The organism is Sorangium sp. So ce887, assembly GCF_051521455.1.
Taxonomy (GTDB): Bacteria; Myxococcota_A; Polyangia; order Polyangiales; family Polyangiaceae; genus Sorangium.
In genome coordinates this window covers 6,013,344-6,033,239 of the sequence record NZ_CP150354.1, presented here as the reverse complement: position 1 = coordinate 6,033,239, position 19,896 = coordinate 6,013,344, and the positions used below count along the sequence as shown (strand labels likewise).

Here is a 19,896-nt window from a genome sequence, read left to right as displayed (position 1 = left end):
CGACCAGCCAGCGTACCGTACAGCCCGAGTATCTCGCGCGCGGGCGCGCAGCGAGCGGGAAAAGGTCGCCTTCGCGCCGGGGTGTCCTCGGCGGTGATGCGGCGCCGTGCGCGGGGTGATGCCCTCAGCGACGGTCTTTACGGGATGGCACGACCACGTCGTGGTCGTGCGACGATGTCAACTGACTCGATGGACTGCGTGTTCCTCGCTTGCTCTCCCCGGGGCACGGGCCGCTCGCGACGCTCTTCCGATGGGGCCTAGTACATCAGGGTGCCCTGGCCGAGCTGGTAGTTGATGTTCGAGCCGAAATGGTCTCGCGCGTTCATCACACGCGACAGGGCGTTCGAGATCCGGTTCTGGCGCTGCGACCAGGTGGCGGCCGCGAGGCCGGCCGCGATCTCGCCCTTCGCCTGCTGCAGGTGATTCTGGGAGGTCGCGTGCAGCGGGGGGTTCGGGGCCGGCACGCCGAGGACCTCCAGCGCGTCGTCGAGCTCCACCTCCGCGAGCTCCATCAGGCGAAGCTGGATGTCCGCCCGCGTGTCATGGAACTGGTTGGCGAGCGTCTGGGCCGCCTGCAAGCGCTGCTTCGCGATGTCGAGGTTGAAGGCGGCGTTGAGGACGCGGAGGAACCGGCCCATCTTCACGATGTCGTCGCCGTTGAAGACGATCGGGGTGCCGAACCGCGCCTCCAGCTCCAGGCCCGCCGGCGAGTTGGGGAAGAAGTTCGGGGTGGTGTAGAAGGAAATCCCGTCCTCGATCGTGTTCCCGAAGGCGTTGGTGTGGAAGAACGGCGGCGTATCCACGGCCTCGATGAGGGGCGGCGTGCTGAACGTGCCGTCGCCGTACGCGTTGAGGAACCCGGCGTCCACGGCGTCGAGGTTGGGCGCGGCCTGCCCCAGCCCGCCGAACCCGCCGTCGAACGCCCCGATGCTGCCGGTCGCGGGGGCCTTTCGGGTCCCCGTGTCCAGGTTGCGGTTCAACCCCGAGTCCAGGTGGTTCGCGCCCGCGTTGGTGTGGCACACGTTGCAACGGCCCCGCTGCGGGTCGAGGAACGCCTGCCGCCCGTCGTTCGCCTGGGGGTCGAAGAGGTTCACCTGCGTGAGGTCGAGCTCGTTCGTCCGGCCGACGCTCCTCTGGAACGCCAGCGTGAGATCGAGCTCCTCCTCGGTCGAGACCCGGAACGACACCCCCGGCTGGCGGCTGAGATCCTTCGGGAAATGCTGGTTGATCGCGCCGGTGAGGAACGAGCGGAGCGAGCCGTCGCCGGGCGCGCCGTCGCCCGACCAGCCCGTGCGATGGACCGGCGGGACCGCCGTCCCGTCCACCGGATCAGGGGTGATGCTCGTCGCCATGGAGAAGATGTGGGGGACCGCCCGCATCGTGAACTTGTTGTCGAGGTCCTCGAACCCGTCGACGTTCTCGAGGATCAGCCCCAGCGTCCGGAGCTCGAAGGTCTCGAGCTCGGCGAGGGCGGCGTCGTGCTCGAAGACGAACAGCGGATCGCTCGGGTTGCTCGCGTCGAGCGCCGTGATGAAGGGAACGTCGATCGTGTAGTTGTTCGCGACCGGATGGCAGGTGCCGCAGGTGCGGCCGTTGCCTTCGAACGTCTCGCGGAAGAAGATGTCCGCTCCCGCGCAGACCTCCGCGGACACGAGCCCGGCGATCACGCGCGGATCCTGGTTGCATGCGGCGAGCCGGTCCTGCGCGGTGAGCGCGCTCGACACGGATCCATGGCGCTCGGCGCCGCCCCCGGGCTCGGGAGCGGCGCAGGAGGTGAGCAAGGCAGTTGCGATCGCCGAGCCAAGGGACAAGAACCCGGATTTCGGGAATGACATGTCAATCAATCTCCTTGTTGCCGTTGCGCGGTGCTCGCTTGCCGTGCACCGCGCTGGAGGGCCTGCTCCGGGCGCTCTCGCGCGTCGCCGCACGAGAGGGGCGTGGTGCGCGCCCGTCAATGCCTCATCGATGCCTGGAGCAAGAACTCAACGCTTCAGAAAGCTTCTCAAAACTGTTTTCGGAACGACGTGACGAATCGGTGATGGGATACGAGGGCACCCGCAGGCGCTGCCGCCGCGAAGGGAGGCCGGACCCGCCGCTCGGGAGGCGTGCTCGACGCGCAGCCGGCGCCGGGGGAGCTGCTGTCTCTGCCACCGCTCGCCACGTGCGTCGTGCTGCGTGCCTCGGCAGTGTGCGACGATGGATGAACATGGCGCCCGCGACGGCCGGCGGCGCCCTGCGCGGGCCTCTCTACCGCAGAGGTCGGATGCCCCGCGACCATGGATCATCGGAAGACATGACTCCAATGCATAGCTGTCATGGACCTCGTGCAGGAGATTCATCTTGGTCGACGGCCTGCGGGAGGTCCTGTCGTTCGGCCCGCGCCAGGCCGCCGGCTCGGTGGCGCCGCAGTCTCCGGGGTGAAGGCCGATCTTCAGCGCCTCCCGCGGGCGCCCGCGGCGCCGGCTTCCCCATCCCTTGCCTCCGCCTCACGCCTGCAGCAACCGCAGCGCCCCTTCCAGCGGGCCCGCACCGACTCCTGATCATCGGGCTCGTGGAAGCGCTCGTAGGGGAGCCGCGAGTAGATGTAGTCGCGCGTGTAGCCGAGTAGGCCAGCCCAGATCTGAAGCTTCTTCCTTGGACGCCACTTGACAGGCCGCTCCTTGCTGTGATGCCGTGTCCCTCAGGCCGCGCATGAACTCGATGTCACCTGCCGTGTCGCATCGCTCCGGTGGATGCGGCACGGGGTGCGCTCGCCTCAGCCGGCGCATGCGTTGTACTCAGATCGTGCTGCTTGTGGGGCTCGCATCCCTCCACTCGCCCCGCTGCCGCCTCGACCCTCGTGACCGAATGGGCCGCCTCGGGACGCCCGGGCACCTGGCTCCTCGGCCCTGCGCTGCGCGCCGAGGAGCTCCTCGTCAACATCCCCGCAGGCACCCTCGACGGATACATGGGGGCCTCGCCCTCGCTCAGCCTGCGGAGCGAGTCCGTCGTCGATCTCGACCCGGTTTCTGTCCCATGCACACCGCGGACGTGATCTCGCTAGAGGTCTGATCTGCGCGCACGGGTACCGCGCGCGACCGCACGAACCACATACGAAATACGAACGAGCGACAACGTACCAGGAGGGGTCTCATGACGATGATCGGGCAAAATTGGGCAGCGGCCATCGGGCTCATGCTGATGACGGCAGCATGCGGAGCGAGCGATACAGGCGCCGCGACGGCAGCTACACCCATCAAGCGAACACCGCTTCCTCAGAACGAGTTCATTCCGGTGGAGATCGAGGCCACGATCGACGAGCTCGTCGCCGAGATCAACAAGAGCTCGATCCAGCCGATGCAGATCTCGGTGTTGCTGAAGTCCCTCAGCGGCTTCTTTGCGCCGATCGCCACGGGCGCGAACCGAGCCATGGGTGAGCTCGGGGTCTCCGGGAGGGCCACGGGGAACGTGCTCGGGTCCACCAATGCTTCGCCAGATCAAGAGCAATCGATGGAGCTCCAGACTGAACAGATAAAGCAGACGGTGGAGGACGGCGCCGAGGGGATTGCGATCACGCCCTTCGGCGAAGGCAACGTGGCCGCGCTGGACGAGGCCATCGCGAAGGGGATCCCCGTGGTGACGCTCGACACCGACCTGGTGAGCTCGACGCGCCCGATCTACGTCGGGATACTCAGCAATTCTGCCGGGGCCACGGCAGGGAATACCCTGCGCAAGATGCTGCCCGAGGGGCCGGGCACGGTGCTCATCCACGGCTGGGCCGACCCGAGCTGGGTCGACGGTGTCAATCGAACTCAGGGCGCCAGGGGCGTGTTCGAGTCAGCCGGTTACGACGTTCTGGTGCATCAGTCCATCTATGATGACGAAGCCAGGGACGTCGAGGTGATGAGAGGCGAGATCGCGGACGCGGACCCGCCCGTCGTGGGCCTGATCGGAATGTTCAGCGACTCGTATCGATGCGTGCTGGCCGCGGACGCCGCGGGCGCGCCGGACCTCCCCATCGTCGCCTTCGACTTCGCGCCGCAGACCGCCGACTACATGCGCCAGGGTCGCATCGAGGCCACGCACGTCCAGCGTCAGTACTACGAGGGGTACCTCGGGCCCTACATCGTCTACGGCGTCAAGAGCATCGGCCTCGACGCGACCAAGGAGATCCTCGCGCCGCAGCTCGATGGCAATCAGTTCGACCTCGGCGTCGACGTGGTCCGGTGGGACAAGGTCGACGCCTACATCGACTTCCTCGACGAGATCGGCGCAGAGCAGTAGCGGTGTCGCAGATCGAGGAGGACCTCGCGCGGCTAGAGCGCGCTCGGGCGCGGCGACCCCGAGGTCCTGCCCGGCGGCGCCGGGGATGTCCAAGCTCCTCGAGCGACAACCCCCGGCGATGATGTCGTCGGCCGGCGCGGGCGCGCACGCATGAGGCCGGTGCGACGCCTCCAGCAGCGCGAGGATCGCCCACGCAAAGCCATTCAGCGCGAGCGGCGTTGCCCTTTCGGAGCCGCCCCGAGGGCGCCGTAGCGCAATCCGTCGATCAACAGGTCGACCATGCGCCGGCTGTGGAGCGCTCCGTCCTCCCCGGTGGCGGTGGCGAGGTTGCCCACCGCACGCAATAGGTCGTACGCCGCGACGTCGTCGCGGATCTGACCGGCTGTCACCGCGGCGTCGAGCAGCGACTGCAGGGCTGGCTCGTGGGTCTGCCGGAAGTAAGCAGGCAGACTATCGAAAGCTGGATCGCCGGAGTGCAGGGCCGCGGCGAGTCCACGTTTGGTCGCGATGAAGCTGGTGTATCGTCGTAGCCAGCGTGCCAGGGCTTCGTCCGGCTCGTGCTGGCGCGCCAACGCGGGAGCGGCGGCCGCGCAAGCATCGATTTCGCGTCGAAACACGGCCGCGACCAGGTCGGAGCGCTGCGGGAAGTGACGGTAGACCGTCGCGACACCGACCCCCGCCCGCGCGGCGATCTCACGCACGGGGGCGTCCACGCCCGAGGTGCTGAACACGGCCTTGGCCGCTTCGAGCAGCGCGTCGAGGTTGCGCTGGGCGTCGGCGCGCACGCCGCGTGCCGCGGGGGCCTCCGCCTCGGGTTTCTTGGCTCTCGCGGAGGGTTTCACGATCACCAGGGGATCGGACCGCTGGCGCTCGAGAACGTGCCCGTCGGACCGTTCGCGTCAAGGAGCGCGAGGCGTACCGGCTCACGCGCGGCCTGTTCGACGGTCTGCGTGCCCTCGAAGTTGTTGAGGGCCGTCGCGGTGAAACCTGGGCACGCGGCGTTGACCTTGATGTTCGTCTTCTCGAGCTCAATCGCGAAGCTGAGCGTGATCGCGTTGAGGGCGGTCTTCGACGCGGTGTAGACGACGCCGAACATCTCGCGGATAGGATTGGCTGGGTTCGCGTTACTCGTCAGCGAGCCGGCGCCGCTCGATACGTTGACAATGCGCGCTGCCGGCGCTTCACGAAGGAGTGGCAGCATCGCTTGCGTGACGGCGAGAACGCCGAACACGTTCGTCTCAAACACCGTGCGCACCTCATCGAGAGATGCGACGCTCGCGCGGCTCGACTTCCCTATCTCGTGGAGTGGCGTGCCTGGCTTTCCCGCATGGGAGATGGCCGCGTTGTTCACCAGCACGTCGAGACGGCCGAACTCGGTCCGGATGCGCTCCGCGGCTGCGGCGATGGAGGCCTGATTCGCGACGTCGAGCTGGAGAGCGCGGGCATCCGTTCCGACGCTCTTCGCGGCAGTCTCCCCATGCTCGAAATCGCGTGACCCGACGAGCACGGTGAAGCCGTGCGCCGCGAGATCCTTCGCGATTTGAAGACCGATTCCTTTGTTAGCCCCGGTGACCAGGGCGACGGGGCTGTTTTGCATGGCGGTTCCCATTCTCGTCTATGATCTGCGGTGGATTTCGGTGATAGAGGCGGTCAACGAGGGCCTTGCCACGAGGTAGGCTCATGGGTTCCCTTTGGGTTAGTCGGAACGCTGTTCCGTTTCATGGTCGACGATACGGAACGCTGTTCCGTTTGTCAAGGCGCTCGCGCCCGAATGGCGCCGGCCCAGACGCCCCGAGTTGAGTGGTTGGCCCGAGAAGGTCGAAGGAGAGCCGGCCGCGACAGCCGCGAGGTTCGTTCTGGCGTGGCACCGGGGCAGCAGTGACGCCCACGCAGCGCGACACTGGCTTCGCGCCGTGGCCGAGTCGCCCGCCAGGGGGATGGGGGAGAGGGATCCCGGAACCGGGACTCGGTCCCACCCTGGCAAGCTTGCGCTGCGTCGGGGTGGGGAGAAGGCATCATCGTGAGCTCAAAGACAACACCGACGCGGATCTCGAGCGCAACTGGTCGGCCGCGGGCGCTGGCAACCGCTGACCGCCCTCGGCACGTTCCCCATTCGCTTCCCATCGCCCGACGACCCGGGCGATACGGGCTGGCACATCGACGCGAGCTTCGGCACCGAGAGCCCCGACTTCATGGAGTGGCGCGTGAACGTCATGTCGCGCGGCCGCGCGCTGCTCCTGCTGTTTCTCTTCTCGGATGTCAGCGAAGCCGACGCGCCGACGCGCATCCGAGCGGGGTCGCATCTCGACATCGCGAGGCAGCTGGCGCCGGCAGCCGAGCAGGGACTGACGCTGCGTGAGCTGGCCGCGAACGGCTTCGCGGAGACAGCGCAGCGACCGCAGGTGCTCGCGACGGGCGAAGCGGGGACGGTCTATCTGTGCCACCCGTTCCTGGTCCACGCAGCGCAGCCGCACCGCGGCACGCATCCGCGCTTCCTGGCCCAGCCGCCCCTGCTCCCGACCGAGCCGCTGCAGCTCGATCGCGAGCGCGGCGACCAGTCACCCGTCGAGCAAGCCATCCGCCGGGCGCTGAGCGGAGCCGACCAGCGACCCGACTCAGGTTGAGGCGGCCCGGTCGCCCTCTGGCGGAGGCGCGCAGGTCTGCCCCCTACCTGCGCAGCCTTCGCGCGTAGAGGAAGCGGGCGTAGCCGATCTCCGCGGCGTTCTTCGTGAGCTCGACGTTGGCCCACGCGACGACGTCACCGAACGGACGGTCCTGGAACGGCCATCGCGTCCGCCGCGTCGAGCGCAGGTCGTCGTCGGTGGCCTGCTCGAGCGCCGCTCGCCACTGTTCCTGAAGCCCGCTGATCCACGCGCGCACGTCGTCGGCGCTGCCAGGCCAAGTCACGCTCTCGCGAACGAGAGCGCCGCCGCCGAAGGAGTGGTCAAGCACCATGGACCACCAGAAGCCGAGATGCCACGTCAGCCACGCTATGCTCGCCGGGCCGAGGTCGTATCCCTCGTGCTCCGGCCAGTCGGCGCGCCACTGGCCATCGGGGGTTTGACGGACGTGCAATCCCTCGTCAGCAGGGCGCCACAGGCACTCTTCGGTGGCGAGCCCGTCGAGGTGGAAGCTGGTGAGCTGCCACGCTATCTCGAACTGCCGGATCAAGTAGCCACGGGCCTCGCTGGCCATGGGCGGCGTCGGGACGTCAGGGCTGTCACGTCTCATGGCCCGGAACCTAGCATGGCCACCCGCCCCTGCTACTTCCCGCGCACAGGAAGCCTCCCGACGGTCATTCCTGCCGCTGGCGTTGTTCCAATCTGCTCGCCGATACTGGTGGGATTTCTGACACGCGGAACCAGTCCGCCCGCCGGCGCCGCTTCAGTCCAGCGTGCCTCGCGCGTGAGAGCTCTGTTAGAATCGAGCGACCATGCGAGGAAAAATGAGGAAAAGGACATGCTGCGGCGCGCTGAGCGGTGCGGCGGCGTTGCTGCTTCTCGGGGCTGCGGCCTGTGGCACCACCTCCGACGGCCCGAGCGGTGCGACAGGCGGCGCTTCCACGGGAGCTTCGAGCGCCGGCGCGGGTGGCGGAGGGGGGGCGACGATCGGCAGCGGCGGCTCCGGGGGCGCCGAGCCCTCCGGGGGCGGGCAGGCGGGATCTCCGGAGGGTCGTGACTGCGGGACGGCGGGAGAGGTGATCGCGGTGGGCGCGAACGTCCTTCAAGACGCGACCGGACCCGCGCCCGAGCTGGAGCGCTTGCGCGGCTGTACGCGCTTTCTCGGCACGCTTCATCTGCTGAGCCTGGGCGGACCCGAGGCGATCGACGCGCTCACGGAGCTCAGGGAAATAGCGGGGTCCTTGGTGCTCCTTTGGCCTCCTGAGGATCTCGGGCCTCTGTCCAACCTGACGCGGATCGAAGAACGGTTGCTGGTCGTGGGAGCGCTGGAAGCCTTGCGGGGCCTGGAGTCGGTCCAGTACGTCTCCGGGCTGTGGCTCTACGAGAGCGGCTTTGCCGACTTCTCGTGGCTCCCTGCTCTCGCGGAGATCGGCGCCTCCATGATCGCTCGGCGCAACGCGCAGCTGACCGCTGAAGCGTTGGAGTCCTTCGCGACGTCGCACGTGCGCAGCGGCGCGCTGGTGTCCCTCACGAACGCCGTTCCCAAGGAGCCGCCGGACCCCGACGCCGAGGCGGTCGTGTGTGGCCAGCCGAGCGATCTGGTGATCCAGCCCTACACGAGCGTGGCCGGATGCACCCGCTTCCGAGGCTCGATCCACCTGAGCGACACGACGCCAGGCGCCTTGGAGCCGCTCTCCTCCCTCGTCCACATCGATGGCTCGCTGACCCTCTTCCGCAACCACACGGACGACTTCACCGCGCTGCGCAACCTGCGCCGCGTCGGCGCGAATTTTCAGATGCGTCTGCTGCAAGGCCCGGGCCTCGACGGCTTCGACGCCCTCGCGGAGGTGGGCGAGCTCAGACTCGCGAGCTCGGGCGAGCTCACGAGCTTCGACTGGCTCCCAGCGCTCACCAGGGTTCGTGAATCCGCGTTGATGGTGAGCGATGCCCCCCTGTCCGTAGAGACCGTCGAATCGTTTCTCTCGCGCCTGGACATCGGGGGCGAGACCGCGGTGATGGCCAGGGAGTGAAGCGTCCTCGTCGCGTTCGCCCCGCGGCCACGAGCAGCACCGTCGTCTCGTCGATCAAGGTCCGGATCCAGACCGGCGGCGACGATCTCCGCGGGGGTCCACGGGCGTACGGGTCTTCGGTCGGCGACGAGAGGCAGGATCGCTCGCCACGGCCCTCGCCCGCTTCCAGGCCGCGCCCGTCGGAGCGGGCTGGCCATGAAGTCAGCAAGACTTGCTGACGCGGCAAGACTTGCTGTCCCCCCCGGAGCGCCTTGCGCAAGGCTTGCTGTGTCACCGTCGACCTGCGACCGGGGCGAGCGCGGGGCGAGGGCGCAGGGATCGCGGGCTTCGCGACGTACAACACGTACGGCGACCCCGCCTGGAACGGCATCGCCGAGAGCGACCCGGCGAGTCACCGCTCGCTCGGGTGGATCGAGCTACAGTCCAGCGCGCCCGTCGTCGCTTCGCACCGGATCACCATCCGCGACGGGAGCACGTACGACGCGCCCGCGCGCCTCTTCGAGGACGAGCCGTTCATCAAGAGCCCGTCCACCCGTCTGCTGTCGAGCTACTTCCTGAAGAACTGGCCCGCGTCGGGCAACAAGACCCAGTGCATAGGCGTGAAAAGTATCCGAGCGAGCTGCGAAAACGGGCGGAGGCGTACGTCAAAGAGCGCTGTCGGGCGGGGGCGACGCCGACGGAGATCGCCACGGAGCTCGGTGTCCGCAAGATCACCGCCGATCGATGGGTATCTGGAGGTGAGCGTGCGGACGAGGGCGTGTTGCCAGCAAGCCCCATGGCGGTCGAGCGTGTTCCGCTCATGCCCGTCGTGTGCCCGGAGCGCCGAGAGGCGCCCTCGATGCGGCTCATGCTCGCGTTTGCCGGCGGGACGCGGATGCAGGTATGTGGGATCGGCGCGCGCGACCTCATGGAAGCGATCGAAGCGCTGCGGAGGGGACGGTGACCCCCGCGACGATAGCCGTCTATCTGGCGGTCGGTCCGGTGGACTTACGAGGTGCGTTCGACCGGCTCGCCGCGATCACCCGGCAGGTGCTCCGCTGGGACCCGGCCAGTGGTGCGTTGTTCTTGTTTCTCAATAGAATGTCCTGCCGACGATGGCATCGTGCAGCTCGGGCATCGGGTGAAGCGCTAAGGGTAGTCCGCGCGCGCGTCGTTCATCGCCGACACGATCTCGTCGCGGATGCGGACCGCGCGGTTGGCGAACAACACGTGATTGCTGAGGATGCCGACCAGCTTGTCGTCGATCCAGATGCCCGACCCGCTCTGGCCGTTCATCGTGTCGCACTCATAGCGGAACTTTTGTGCAAGCACGGTATCGACACCGCACGACATACCCCACATCGTACCCGCCGGCTTGTCGCCCGGGTATCCATACGTCGTGACCTGGGCGTCCCGGAGCGCGCTCGAGCTCGTCGAGCCAGCTCCGAACCACCCGGTGCTGAGGCCGAGGCTGCTGTCGAGGATGAGGATCGCCCAATCGTCCGGCCAGCGGTGGCGGATACCGCTGCGCCACGACGACGAGACGATGCGCGCGAGCTCGCCCGCGGTGCCGTACGGCGCGCAGGCGGCGCCGGACGCGCACACGCGACCGGGCGTCGCCGAGGTCGGACCATAGTGGTTCCCAGAGCGCTTGCCGCTGTGCAGGCAATGGCCGGCGGTGAGCACGTGACGCGGGCCGAACATCGCCCCGGAACAGCTAGCGCTGCTGTTGGCGAGGAACACGACCCTCGAGAACGGCGGGGACAAGTTCGCCGGTGACACGATCTGCATACGGCCGTCGGAGCCATTGATCAGCGCATGTACGTTCTCGCCGCTGCCAGGGATGTCGATGTCGAGGCGCGGCAGCGTGTCGCGCGTGATGTACTCGCGCCCGTCCGCAAACACGAGCGACAGGGGCTCGAGCTCGGCGGCCTCGTCCTCGGCCAGCTCCTCGCTGGTCTCCCCGTCGGCGGCGGGCGCGCTCGTGCGGGCGACCTGCCCGGCGTAGACCCAGCGCACGCCGGCCGAATCAACGAACGCAGGGGGTGGGGAGGCCGCGGTCGCGACCTCCTCGAGGGTCATGTGCGGGGCTGCGTCGCCGTCCGGCGATGCAGCGTCGGTCCCGCCGTCGACAGCGCAGGCCGCGAGGCCCACGGAGAGCGCGGCGGCCACGAGGCCCCCGCGTTGCGCGAACTGGAGAAATGATAGAAAGTGCATTCCTCCCTCGTATCAGAGTTCTGGGGCCTGCGGCGGTAGGCCTGCGGGGACGGAGCTTCCTCCTGGCCGCCGCCTCCGCCGGACGTGACGCTTCACCCGGGCCAGGATCTGCTTCGTCTCCGTCGGCGTGAAGCCCCATCGTGCGCTGGATCCCTGGGTAAAAGCTGAACCTCCGTGTACAGATCGTCGCCCTTGCAGCGCATCTTCCGCACGGAGGAGATCATGATCGATCTCCAAGCGATCACGAGCTTCGCGATCTACCCGTCCCAGCTGACGGTCCGCCTGGCAGGACGCGGTGTCCTCACCGCTGCTGCCGACGCCGCGAGGCGGACGATCAGAAGGCGACGAGGAGCTCGCCGCCGGCCGTGGCGTTGTTGCTCTCGAGGAGCTCGGGAACTCCGTTGTAGGCGTCCACGATGGCGCCGAGCGTGTAGGTGCCCACGGGAACATAGGCGTCGGTGGGGACGACGAGGCTCTCGCACTGGCCGACGTCGAGGCTCGGCAGCCAGGCGCCTCCGGCGATGACGTCGGCCGTCGTGATCGTCGCGTCGGGGGACAGCCGGACCTCCACGCTGGCGCCGTAGCTCGGGGCCGTCCCCTGATTGCAGACGGTGATCGAGGTGTCGAAGAGGCTGCCCGGCGGGACGCTCGGCGGGCCGCTCACGACGGACGCGATGAGATCGGGCTGGTTGCCGACGCCGATCGAGCTGCCCGAGGTCGCGTTGTTACTCTCGATGAGCTCCGGGCTCCCATTGTAGGGGTCCACCATGGCGACGAGGTGGTAGATGCCGTCGGGCACCGCGACCCAGGTCGGGACGGTCACGACCGTGCACTGGCCCGGGTCCAGGTACGACACCGGCGCGCCCCCGGCGAGAAGATCGATGTGGGTCGCCTGGTCGTCGGACGCGATGCGCAGCTCCACGTCGCTGCCGTAGCTCGGCTGTGTGCCCTGGTTGCAGACGGTGACCACGGCGTCGAAGCTGCTGCCGGGCAGGACGCTGGGCGGGCCGCTGACCGTGGAGACGATGAGGTCGGGCCCGTAGCCGATGCCGAGCAGGGGGCCTGCTCCGGCGTTGTTTGTCTCGATGAGCTCGGGAATCCAGCCGTGCGGATCGACGATCGCGCCCAGATGGTAAGCGCCCTGGGGCACGGTAGCGCTCGCCGGGAAGGTCACGGCGGCGCACTGGCCCGGATCCAGGTACGGCACCGGACCGCCGCCGGCAGGGAGGTCGGCCTCCGTGACGGTCGCGTCCGCGGAGAGGCGCAGCTCGACGTGGGCGCCGTAGCTCGGCTGCGTGCCCTGGTTGCAGACGGTGACCTCGGCGTTGAAGCCGCCGCCGGGGAAGAGGCTCGGCGGCCCGCTCACGGCGGAGACGATGAGGTCGGGGCCATAGCCCACGCTGATCAGATCGCCGGCCGAAGCGTTGTTTGTCTCGATGAGCTCGACGAGCGAGTCGCCCGGGTCCACGATGGCGCCGAGGTGATAGGCGCCGTCGGGCGCATAGGCGCTCGCGGGTACGGCGACGGAGGTGCACTGTCCAGGGCTCAGGCCGGGCACGTAGCCGCTCCCGGCGTGGATGTCCGAAGGCGTGATGGCCTCGTCGCTCGACAGGCGCAGGTCGACACCGACGCCGTAGCTCGGGGTCGTGCCCTGGTTGCAGACGGTGACGGACGCGTCGAAGCCGCTGCCGGGCATGAGGCTCGGCGGTCCGCTCACGGCAGCGACGACGAGGTCCGGCCAGCTGCCGACGCCGATCAGGTCGCCCGAGGTCGCATTGTTGGTCTCGATCAGCTCCTGGAACCAGCCGTGCGGATCGACGATGGCGCCGAGGTGGTAGGCGCCGTCGGGCACATAGGCGCTGGCGGGGATCGTGACGGCAGCGCACTGGCCGGGAGCCAGGTACGGCGTGTGGGCGCTGCCCGCGTGAGCATCGGTCGCCGTGAGGGCGGCGTCGGCGGACAGACGCAGCTCCACCAGGCTGTCGCCCGGGGTCGTGCCCTGGTTGCAGACGGTGACCACGGCGTCGAAGCTGCTGCCGGGCAGGACGCTGGGCGGGCCGCTGACCCTGGAGACGATGAGGTCGGGCCCGTAGCCGACGCCGATCAGTGAGCCTGCTCCGGCGTTGTTTGTCTCGAGGAGCTCGGGAACCCAGCCGTGCGGATCGACGATCGCGCCCAGATGGTAAGCGCCGTCGGGCACGGTAGCGCTCGCCGGGAAGATCACGGCGGCGCACTGGCCCGGATCCAGGTACGGCACCGGACCGCCGCCGGCGGGGAAGTCGGCCTCCGTGACGGTCGCGTCCGCGGAGAGGCGCAGCTCGACGTGGATGCCGTAGCTCGGCTGCGTGCCCTGGTTGCAGACGGTGACCTCGGCGTCGAAGCTGCCGCCGGGGAAGAGGCTCGGCGGCCCGCTCACGGCGGAGACGATCAGATCCGGCTGGTTGCCGACACCCATCACGCGCCCCGCCGAGGCGTTGTTTGTCTCGATGAGCTCAACGAGCGAGTCGCCCGGGTCCACGATGGCGCCGAGGTGATAGGCGCCGTCGGGCACATAGGCGCTCGCGGGTACGGCGACGGAGGTGCACTGCCCAGGGCTCAGGCCGGGCACGTAGCCGTTCCCGGCGTGGATGTCCGAAGGCGTGATGGCCTCGTCGCTCGACAGGCGCAGGTCGACGCCGACGCCGTAGCTCGGGGTCGTGCCCTGGTTGCAGACGGTGACGGACGCGTCGAAGCCGCTGCCGGGCATGAGGCTCGGCGGTCCGCTCACGGCAGCGACGACGAGGTCCGGCCAGCTGCCGACGCCGATCAGGTCGCCCGAGGTCGCATTGTTGGTCTCGATCAGCTCCTGGAACCAGCCGTGCGGATCGACGATGGCGCCGAGGTGGTAGGCGCCGTCGGGCACATAGGCGCTGGCGGGGATCGTGACGGCAGCGCACTGGCCGGGAGCCAGGTACGGCGTGTGGGCGCTGCCCGCGTGAGCATCGGTCGCCGTGAGGGTGGCGTCGGCGGACAGACGCAGCTCCACCAGGCTGTCGCCCGGGGTCGTGCCCTGGTTGCAGACGGTGACCACGGCGTCGAAGCTGCTGCCGGGCAGGACGCTGGGCGGGCCGCTGACCATGGAGACGGTGAGGTCGGGCCCGTAGCCGATGCCGAGCAGGGAGCCTGCTCCGGCGTTGTTTGTCTCGATGAGCTCGGGAGTCCAGTCGTGCGGATCGACGATGGCACCGAGGTGGTAAGCGCCGTCGGGCACCGCGACCCAGGCCGGGACGGCCACGACCGTGCACTGGCCCGGGTCCAGGTACGGCACCGGACCGCCGCCGGCGGGGAAGTCGGCCTCCGTGACGGTCGCGTCCGCGGAGAGGCGCAGCTCGACGTGGATGCCGTAGCTCGGCTGCGTGCCCTGGTTGCAGACGGTGACCTCGGCGTCAAAGCTGCCGCCGGGGAAGAGGCTCGGCGGCCCGCTCACGCCGGAGACGATCAGATCCGGCTGGTTGCCGACACCCATCACGCGCCCCGCCGAGGCGTTGTTCGTCTCGATGAGCTCGAGGGCCCAATCGGGGGCATCCACGATCGCGCCCAGCGTGTACAGGCCGGCGGGCACGTAGGCGTCCGCGGCGATCGTCGCGGAGACGCATTGTCCGGGGCTCAGGTAGGGCACATAGCCGTCGCCGAGCGGGAAATCGGCGGATGTGATCGCCCCATCGGACGAGAGCAGGAGGTCGAGCCAGGCGCCGTCGCTCGGCAGCGTACCCTGGTTGCAGACGGTGACCTCAGCGTCGAAGCTGCCGCCGGGCACGACGCTCGGCGGCCCGCTCACCGCGGAGACGACGAGATCCGCGCGATGGCCGACGCCGAGCAGCCCGCCGTCCCGCGTGTTGTTCGACGTGATGAGCTCCTGGTTCCAGCCGTTCTCGTGCGCGATCGCGCCGAGATGATAGACGCCTTCGGGTACGTCGGCGCTGACAGCAACGGTCACCGGCTCGCACTGGCCAGAGGTCAACCAAGGCACCGGGGCGCTGCCGAGGAGCTGATCGGACGGCTCGATCGTGGCGTCCGGCGAGAGCCGCACATCCACGATCGCGGCCTGGTCCGGCGCCGTGCCCTGGTTGCACACCGTGACCTGGACGTTGAAACCGCCGCCGGGAAAGGCGCTCGGCGGGGCGCTCACGGCGGAGACGACGAGATCCGGGCCGTAGCCGATGCCCATGTCGCCTCCCGCAGCCGCGTTGTTGGCCTCCGAGAGCTCGATCACATCACCGAACGAGTCCACCACGGCGCCGAGCGTGTACGCACCGTCGGGCACGCCCGCGCTGGTCTGGACGCCGAGCACCGCGCATTGCCCCGGGTAGAGGTGCCCCAGCGAGGCGTAGCCGGCGAGGGCATCCGACGGTGTGATGATGGCGTCTTCCGACAGGAACACCTCGACGTTCGTGCCGGAGCTCACCGAATTGCCCTGGTTGCACACGGTGACAGACGTCGTGAAATAGCCGCCCGGCCCAGCGCTCGGAGGCCCGCTCACGCTCGAGATCACGAGGTCGGGCTCGTCGCCCACGAGCGCCTCGGTCGAGACCCCGACAGGCTCGGGCTCGCGAGGGGCTTCGCTGCTCCGGCACCCGACGGTCATCGCCACCATGCTGACCACGAAGCACGCCCATCGCTCGAGAGACACTCTTTGGCTGAGCATAGAGAGTCAGGAGAAACCGGAGATGCGTCCACGTCAAGGGGTTTGCGATTCCGCTGGAGTTCCGTGGGACAGCGACCTTGCACGGGCGCGACGCGGAAGCGGCGGACCCTGCCCGCGCTCTCGTCCGGGCGCACGCCCGGACGACTCCAGCGCGGCGCGATCCTCCGCTCAGAAGAGCCCGATCGGCCCCGGCGACCACGGGAGCTCGATCGTCTGGCCGACCGCGGGCGGCGCGACGCGGCGGAGCTTCCCGTCGCGCCATGCCAGGAGCACGAGCCCTGGATCCTCGAGCGGCGCGCCCAGATCGATCTCGAGCCGCGTGGGCTTCCCGTCCTTGACCTCCGCGACCCGGATCGTGGCGCCGCACTGGCGGATCTCGTAGCGCGGCTGGAGCGGCGCCTCCGGCGCGCGGTAGAGGCTCTCGAACGCTCCTGTCAGCATCGTCTGGCCGATGGGCGCGAGGGTGAACGACGATTCGCCGGTGCGCGTGAGGTGGTGTGAGGCCTTGGTCATCGAGAGCATCGCCCAGCAGGAGATGGCGTCGGGCGACTCCAGGGCGATGATCGCCTGAGGATACATGGATGCCATGGGATCCGAGGAGGCGGCGATGAAGACCCGCTTGTGGGGCGGCTCCCCGATCTCCGCGGTGCGGGCGACGTCCTCGAGCTTCCGCGCGATGTCCGCGCTCGAGACGGTGGCGAGGAGGAACATCGGCGGCGCGAGCGCGACGTGCACGACGCCGAGAAACCCCGCGCCTGCGCGGCGGGGCCACGACGCGAGCCCGTGCGATGGACCGCGGCGGAGCCCGCGCACGATGAGGACGGCGAGGAGCGGCGCGATCCCGAGGTTCGGCAGCAGCAGGAGGCGCGACCCGGGGAAGCCGCCGAGGCACGTGACGAACGCGAGGAGCGCCCCGGGGACGAGCCAGCGCAGGGCGGCGCGCTCGCGCTCGGGGATCGCGGGGAGGCAAGCGCGGTAGAGCAGGGCGGCGCCGGCGGTCGCCGCGAGGCCGATGACGACGAAGGGGCCTTTGGGGAGCGCGGTCGAGAAGTCGGCGGGCACGGTCACGATGGCGTTGCCGAGCAGGACGGGCAGGCGCTCCGCCGCCGTGGCCACGAACCTGAGCGGGCTGGCGAGCGGGTCGACGTAACCGCCGGTGTGCGCGGCGCCGCCGCCGGCCGCCTTGTAGGCGGCGAAGTACACGAGGAGACCGAGCACCGGGAGCGCAGCGGCTGCGCGGGCGCGCCAGCCGGCCGCGCGGCCCGGCGGCACGGGGCCGGCGAGCTGGTAGGCGATCCAGTACGCTGCCCCGCCGAGCGCCGCCTCGCCGCCGAGGAGCCCGATCCCGAGCCCGAGCGGGCCCAGGTACCGCCCCGGGCGCCATCCCTCCTCGCGGTAGCGGAGATAGGCCAGGAGCCCGAGCACCACCGAGAGCGCCGCGAGCAGCAGGTGCTGGCAGGCGATCCAGCCGGCCGACTGCATGTGGCTCGCGCTCACCGCGAAGATGAGCAGCGCGAGCGCCGCGGTCGCGCCCGGGAGCACCCGCAGAAACAGCCTGCCGGCGGCCGCTACCAGGGCGACGTACAGCGCGATGGAGACGAGGTGGTACCCGAGCGGGGCGCGGCCGAAGACGGCGTTCTCGAGCGTGAACAGCGCGCTTGCCAGGGGGCGGACGAGGTGGAGCCTGAGCTCGGGATCGGTCCACCACGGCAACCCGGTGAGGTCGATGCTCGCCTGCGTCCGGTGCGGGTCGCCGCTGAAGAAGTTGTAGAGATCGTACCAGGGCGGCGAGCCGGGGATCAGCTCGGCGAGATAGCACAGCAGAATATAGTCATCGCTGTAGAAGGCGAGCGTGATGGTGGACGCCGCCAGGGCGAGCGCGAGGAGCAAGACGCCATTGAAGAAGCGAGGGTGGCAGAGCCACCGCTCGAAGCGAGGGGAAAGGTCCTTCATTCGAGCTCGCAACATAGGGTATGCGCAGCGCGCCGTGTAGATGGGCGCTGCGCGTCCCGCACGTCGCCGTCTGTCGCCTGTCGCCCGCCGTCCGCCGTCCGCCGCCCGCCGCCCCGTTTCATGAGCCGTCGGCGCGATGTGAAGGACCTCACCGACGCGCGACGGCGAGGCCTCTGCAGGGAGCTGCGCTGCGAGCGAGCCCTGTTGCAGAGGAGCGCTGCGCGATCCGGTGACGTGGACCTTCCGTTCCGCGCACAGGAGGGTCGGTGCGCGGAGCCCGGGAGCATCCATGCGGCGCCGGCCGCGCGGATGACGGCCGATGTTCCGGGTCGACTCGGACAGAGCGCGACAATGCTTTCTCGCTGGAGCCTCATCCTGTCTCGTCTCCTGCCTGACTGCTTCGTTCGAAAGCTCACGCGACAGGCGAGGCCCGCGCTGTCGGCGCGCGCCGAGCGGCGACCGAGACGCACGACACCTCGGTGTCCCGCGACACTTCGGTGCTCTCGATTCCGGTGCTCTCGTTTCATCGTTCGCCGGCGGCGGAGAGGAGAAAGTCAATACTGTGAAATTTGTTGAATCTCGCGCTCTCGCAGCTAGGTTTCGTGACCATACAAGTCGACGTCCCGGCGCGATGACGCGTGCGGCGTGTCGACTGGGGGTGCGCAATGAACAAGATCATCGGTTACGGGGCTTCGCTTCTCCTCATCGCGGGCGCCTGCGGGCTCGTGATCGGCGTGTCACAGGCGGAAGCGGGCGACTACGGTTCCAGCGGCGGCACCAGTACCACCATGCCGACCACCACCACCACGACCACCACGACCGGCACCGGCATGATGGATCCTTGCGACGATATCTGTGACTGCGTGAAGGACGTCCTGGAAGAGATCAAGCACGCTGATAAGAATGGCGCCGGCAAGGTCAAGCACGCCGACAAGGTCCTGGACGACGTCAAGGAGGAGCTCAAAGATTGTCTGAAGGACTTCTGCGACAGCGAGCACTGTGACGACTAGCCGGTCCTGAGCCGGATACGGGCGAGCCAGGCAGAATGTGGCCGGCTGCCTCCGGAACAATCATCCGGAGGCGGCCGGCGGCCGGGTCTCGCTCGCGCGCTCGGCCTCGAGACCGAGGCGCGCGCGTCGTCAGGGCAGGGTCAGCGTCGTCTGGCAGATATCGTGGCCCCGCCCTGCGCCCGGAGCCAGTCAGCGCATCTCGGCGGCGGCGCCGCGGATGAGCTGCAGCAGATCGCGCCGCATCTCGCCGCTCACCGTGTGGCCGACACCCGGGTAGCTCTTCAGGCTCGCCTTGACGCCGCGCCCGCCGAGCGCCGCGATCGCGTCGCGGGTGGGGCCGAACGGGACGCGCCGATCGGCCTCGCCGTGCAGCGCGACGAGCGCCGGAGTCGCCGGCTCCGCCGCGCTTCCGCCGGGCAGCACCGCGGGGGGGACCCAGCCGCTGACGGGGAAGGCGGCGCCGATTACGCGCGGGTGGTGCAGGGCGAGCGCGAACGTGAGCGCGCCGCCCTGGGAAAAGCCGGTCACGATGGCCTTGCCCCGCGTCGGCCGCTCGGCGGCGATCCGCTCGATCGTCGCCGCGAGCGCGGCGGCCGCGCGCAAGATGCCCTGTCCGACATCCTCGCTCGCGAGCGCCTGCTGGAGCGGAAACCACGAGTAGCCGTCCCCGTACGGCGTGAGCCCGCGGGGCACGATGAGGCGCGCCTTGACATCGGCGCCCGCCAGGACCCCCGCGAACGACTCGGGCCGATCGCCGAGCCCATGAATGGCGACGACCAGGGGGAGCGCCTCGCTCCTGTCCGCGCCGCCGGTGACCTCCTCGAGGTACTCGACCCGGGCCGCCGCGGCGGCCGCCGGCGCGCTCGCGACCGGCGCGGCCGGCGGCGCCTCCGTTCCGGGGCCCGCCGGGGCGCCGCCCGCGGGCGGCGCTGCCCGCCGCTCGCAGGCAGAGAGGGCCGCGAGCGACGCGAGCGCGAGCGCAAACCACGTGGAGACGAGTCGAGGGCGACAGGTGCGCATGGACGACAGACTGCTGAATCGTCCCCGCTGGAGCAACAGAGAACCTACATGAGGCTCCACGCGCCTCCCTGCGGCGAATCGGCGCACACCCTGCCGCCCGCGGTTGCGCGGCAGCCACC

Annotated in this window: 13 protein-coding genes and 2 pseudogenes; 6 read left to right on the top strand and 9 right to left on the bottom strand. The window is 69.4% G+C overall.

Features of this window, described 5'->3' with window-relative positions; genetic code table 11:
* Positions 1 to 257 precede the first annotated feature (257 nt).
* Positions 258 to 1,835: a hypothetical protein gene (locus tag WMF36_RS22220; protein ID WP_437581632.1), complete on the bottom strand. Its 1,578-nt coding sequence runs from the start codon at positions 1,833 to 1,835 to the stop codon at positions 258 to 260.
* Between the two features lie 1,004 nt (positions 1,836 to 2,839).
* Here WMF36_RS22220 and WMF36_RS22215 point away from each other — a divergent pair.
* Positions 2,840 to 3,034: a hypothetical protein gene (locus WMF36_RS22215; protein WP_437581631.1), complete on the top strand. Its 195-nt coding sequence runs from the start codon at positions 2,840 to 2,842 to the stop codon at positions 3,032 to 3,034.
* A 98-nt stretch (positions 3,035 to 3,132) separates the two neighbouring features.
* On the top strand, positions 3,133 to 4,263 hold the full coding sequence (locus tag WMF36_RS22210) for a substrate-binding domain-containing protein (protein ID WP_437581630.1): 1,131 nt from the start codon (positions 3,133 to 3,135) through the stop codon (positions 4,261 to 4,263).
* Positions 4,264 to 4,466: 203 nt separating this feature from the next.
* On the opposite strand, the gene WMF36_RS22205 is transcribed toward WMF36_RS22210, so the two are convergent.
* Together WMF36_RS22205 and WMF36_RS22200 are read right to left on the bottom strand one after the other, a co-directional pair.
* Positions 4,467 to 5,105 carry a TetR/AcrR family transcriptional regulator gene (locus tag WMF36_RS22205; RefSeq protein WP_437581942.1) on the bottom strand — a complete coding sequence of 213 codons (639 nt, stop codon included), beginning with the start codon at positions 5,103 to 5,105 and terminating at the stop codon, positions 4,467 to 4,469.
* 2 nt (positions 5,106 to 5,107) lie between these two features.
* Positions 5,108 to 5,860: an SDR family NAD(P)-dependent oxidoreductase gene (locus tag WMF36_RS22200; protein WP_437581629.1), complete on the bottom strand. Its 753-nt coding sequence runs from the start codon at positions 5,858 to 5,860 to the stop codon at positions 5,108 to 5,110.
* Positions 5,861 to 6,320: 460 nt separating this feature from the next.
* Here WMF36_RS22200 and WMF36_RS22195 point away from each other — a divergent pair.
* Positions 6,321 to 6,887, top strand: a pseudogene (locus WMF36_RS22195) (phytanoyl-CoA dioxygenase family protein); the annotation flags it as partial.
* 43 nt (positions 6,888 to 6,930) lie between these two features.
* Here WMF36_RS22195 and WMF36_RS22190 read toward each other — a convergent pair.
* Positions 6,931 to 7,494, bottom strand: coding sequence for a DinB family protein (locus WMF36_RS22190; RefSeq protein WP_437581628.1), 564 nt, complete (start codon positions 7,492 to 7,494; stop codon positions 6,931 to 6,933).
* 706 nt (positions 7,495 to 8,200) lie between these two features.
* Here WMF36_RS22190 and WMF36_RS22185 point away from each other — a divergent pair.
* Positions 8,201 to 8,914, top strand: coding sequence for a hypothetical protein (locus tag WMF36_RS22185; protein ID WP_437581627.1), 714 nt, complete (start codon positions 8,201 to 8,203; stop codon positions 8,912 to 8,914).
* A 391-nt stretch (positions 8,915 to 9,305) separates the two neighbouring features.
* Here the strand turns inward: WMF36_RS22185 and WMF36_RS22180 are convergent, their stop codons facing one another.
* Positions 9,306 to 9,431, bottom strand: coding sequence for a hypothetical protein (locus WMF36_RS22180; RefSeq protein WP_437581626.1), 126 nt, complete (start codon positions 9,429 to 9,431; stop codon positions 9,306 to 9,308).
* 365 nt (positions 9,432 to 9,796) lie between these two features.
* On the opposite strand from WMF36_RS22180, the pseudogene tnpB reads away from it, so the two are divergent.
* Positions 9,797 to 9,985, top strand: a pseudogene (gene tnpB, locus WMF36_RS22175) (IS66 family insertion sequence element accessory protein TnpB); the annotation flags it as partial.
* 57 nt (positions 9,986 to 10,042) lie between these two features.
* Here tnpB and WMF36_RS22170 read toward each other — a convergent pair.
* The 3 genes from WMF36_RS22170 to WMF36_RS22160 all read right to left on the bottom strand — a co-directional run bounded on the left by WMF36_RS22170 (position 10,043) and on the right by WMF36_RS22160 (position 17,747).
* Entirely contained in the window at positions 10,043 to 11,110 is a 1,068-nt protein-coding gene (locus WMF36_RS22170; protein ID WP_437581625.1) for a trypsin-like serine peptidase, read from the bottom strand.
* Positions 11,111 to 11,444: 334 nt separating this feature from the next.
* On the bottom strand, positions 11,445 to 15,779 hold the full coding sequence (locus WMF36_RS22165; RefSeq protein ID WP_437581624.1) for a CARDB domain-containing protein: 4,335 nt from the start codon (positions 15,777 to 15,779) through the stop codon (positions 11,445 to 11,447).
* Between the two features lie 183 nt (positions 15,780 to 15,962).
* Complete coding sequence (locus tag WMF36_RS22160; RefSeq protein ID WP_437581623.1) at positions 15,963 to 17,747, bottom strand: hypothetical protein; 1,785 nt, start codon at positions 17,745 to 17,747, stop codon at positions 15,963 to 15,965.
* A gap of 665 nt (positions 17,748 to 18,412) precedes the next feature.
* Between WMF36_RS22160 and WMF36_RS22155 the strand changes: the two genes are divergently transcribed.
* Positions 18,413 to 18,757 carry a hypothetical protein gene (locus WMF36_RS22155; RefSeq protein WP_437581622.1) on the top strand — a complete coding sequence of 115 codons (345 nt, stop codon included), beginning with the start codon at positions 18,413 to 18,415 and terminating at the stop codon, positions 18,755 to 18,757.
* A gap of 189 nt (positions 18,758 to 18,946) precedes the next feature.
* Here the strand turns inward: WMF36_RS22155 and WMF36_RS22150 are convergent, their stop codons facing one another.
* The gene (locus WMF36_RS22150; RefSeq protein WP_437581621.1) at positions 18,947 to 19,777 is read right to left on the bottom strand and encodes an alpha/beta hydrolase; all 831 of its coding nucleotides are present in this window, start codon (positions 19,775 to 19,777) and stop codon (positions 18,947 to 18,949) included.
* Positions 19,778 to 19,896 lie beyond the last annotated feature (119 nt).

Excerpts from the sequence above, each read along its gene's own strand:
- WMF36_RS22200 (WP_437581629.1), bottom strand. The coding sequence starts at position 5,860 with ATGCAAAACAGCCCCGTCGCCCTGGTCACCGGGGCTAACAAAGGAATC.
- WMF36_RS22210 (WP_437581630.1), top strand. The coding sequence starts at position 3,133 with ATGACGATGATCGGGCAAAATTGGGCAGCGGCCATCGGGCTCATGCTG.
- WMF36_RS22190 (WP_437581628.1), bottom strand. The coding sequence starts at position 7,494 with ATGAGACGTGACAGCCCTGACGTCCCGACGCCGCCCATGGCCAGCGAG.
- WMF36_RS22160 (WP_437581623.1), bottom strand. The coding sequence starts at position 17,747 with ATGAAGGACCTTTCCCCTCGCTTCGAGCGGTGGCTCTGCCACCCTCGC.
- WMF36_RS22220 (WP_437581632.1), bottom strand. The coding sequence starts at position 1,835 with ATGTCATTCCCGAAATCCGGGTTCTTGTCCCTTGGCTCGGCGATCGCA.
- WMF36_RS22155 (WP_437581622.1), top strand. The coding sequence starts at position 18,413 with ATGAACAAGATCATCGGTTACGGGGCTTCGCTTCTCCTCATCGCGGGC.
- WMF36_RS22180 (WP_437581626.1), bottom strand. The coding sequence starts at position 9,431 with ATGAACGGCTCGTCCTCGAAGAGGCGCGCGGGCGCGTCGTACGTGCTC.
- WMF36_RS22170 (WP_437581625.1), bottom strand. The coding sequence starts at position 11,110 with ATGCACTTTCTATCATTTCTCCAGTTCGCGCAACGCGGGGGCCTCGTG.
- WMF36_RS22150 (WP_437581621.1), bottom strand. The coding sequence starts at position 19,777 with ATGCGCACCTGTCGCCCTCGACTCGTCTCCACGTGGTTTGCGCTCGCG.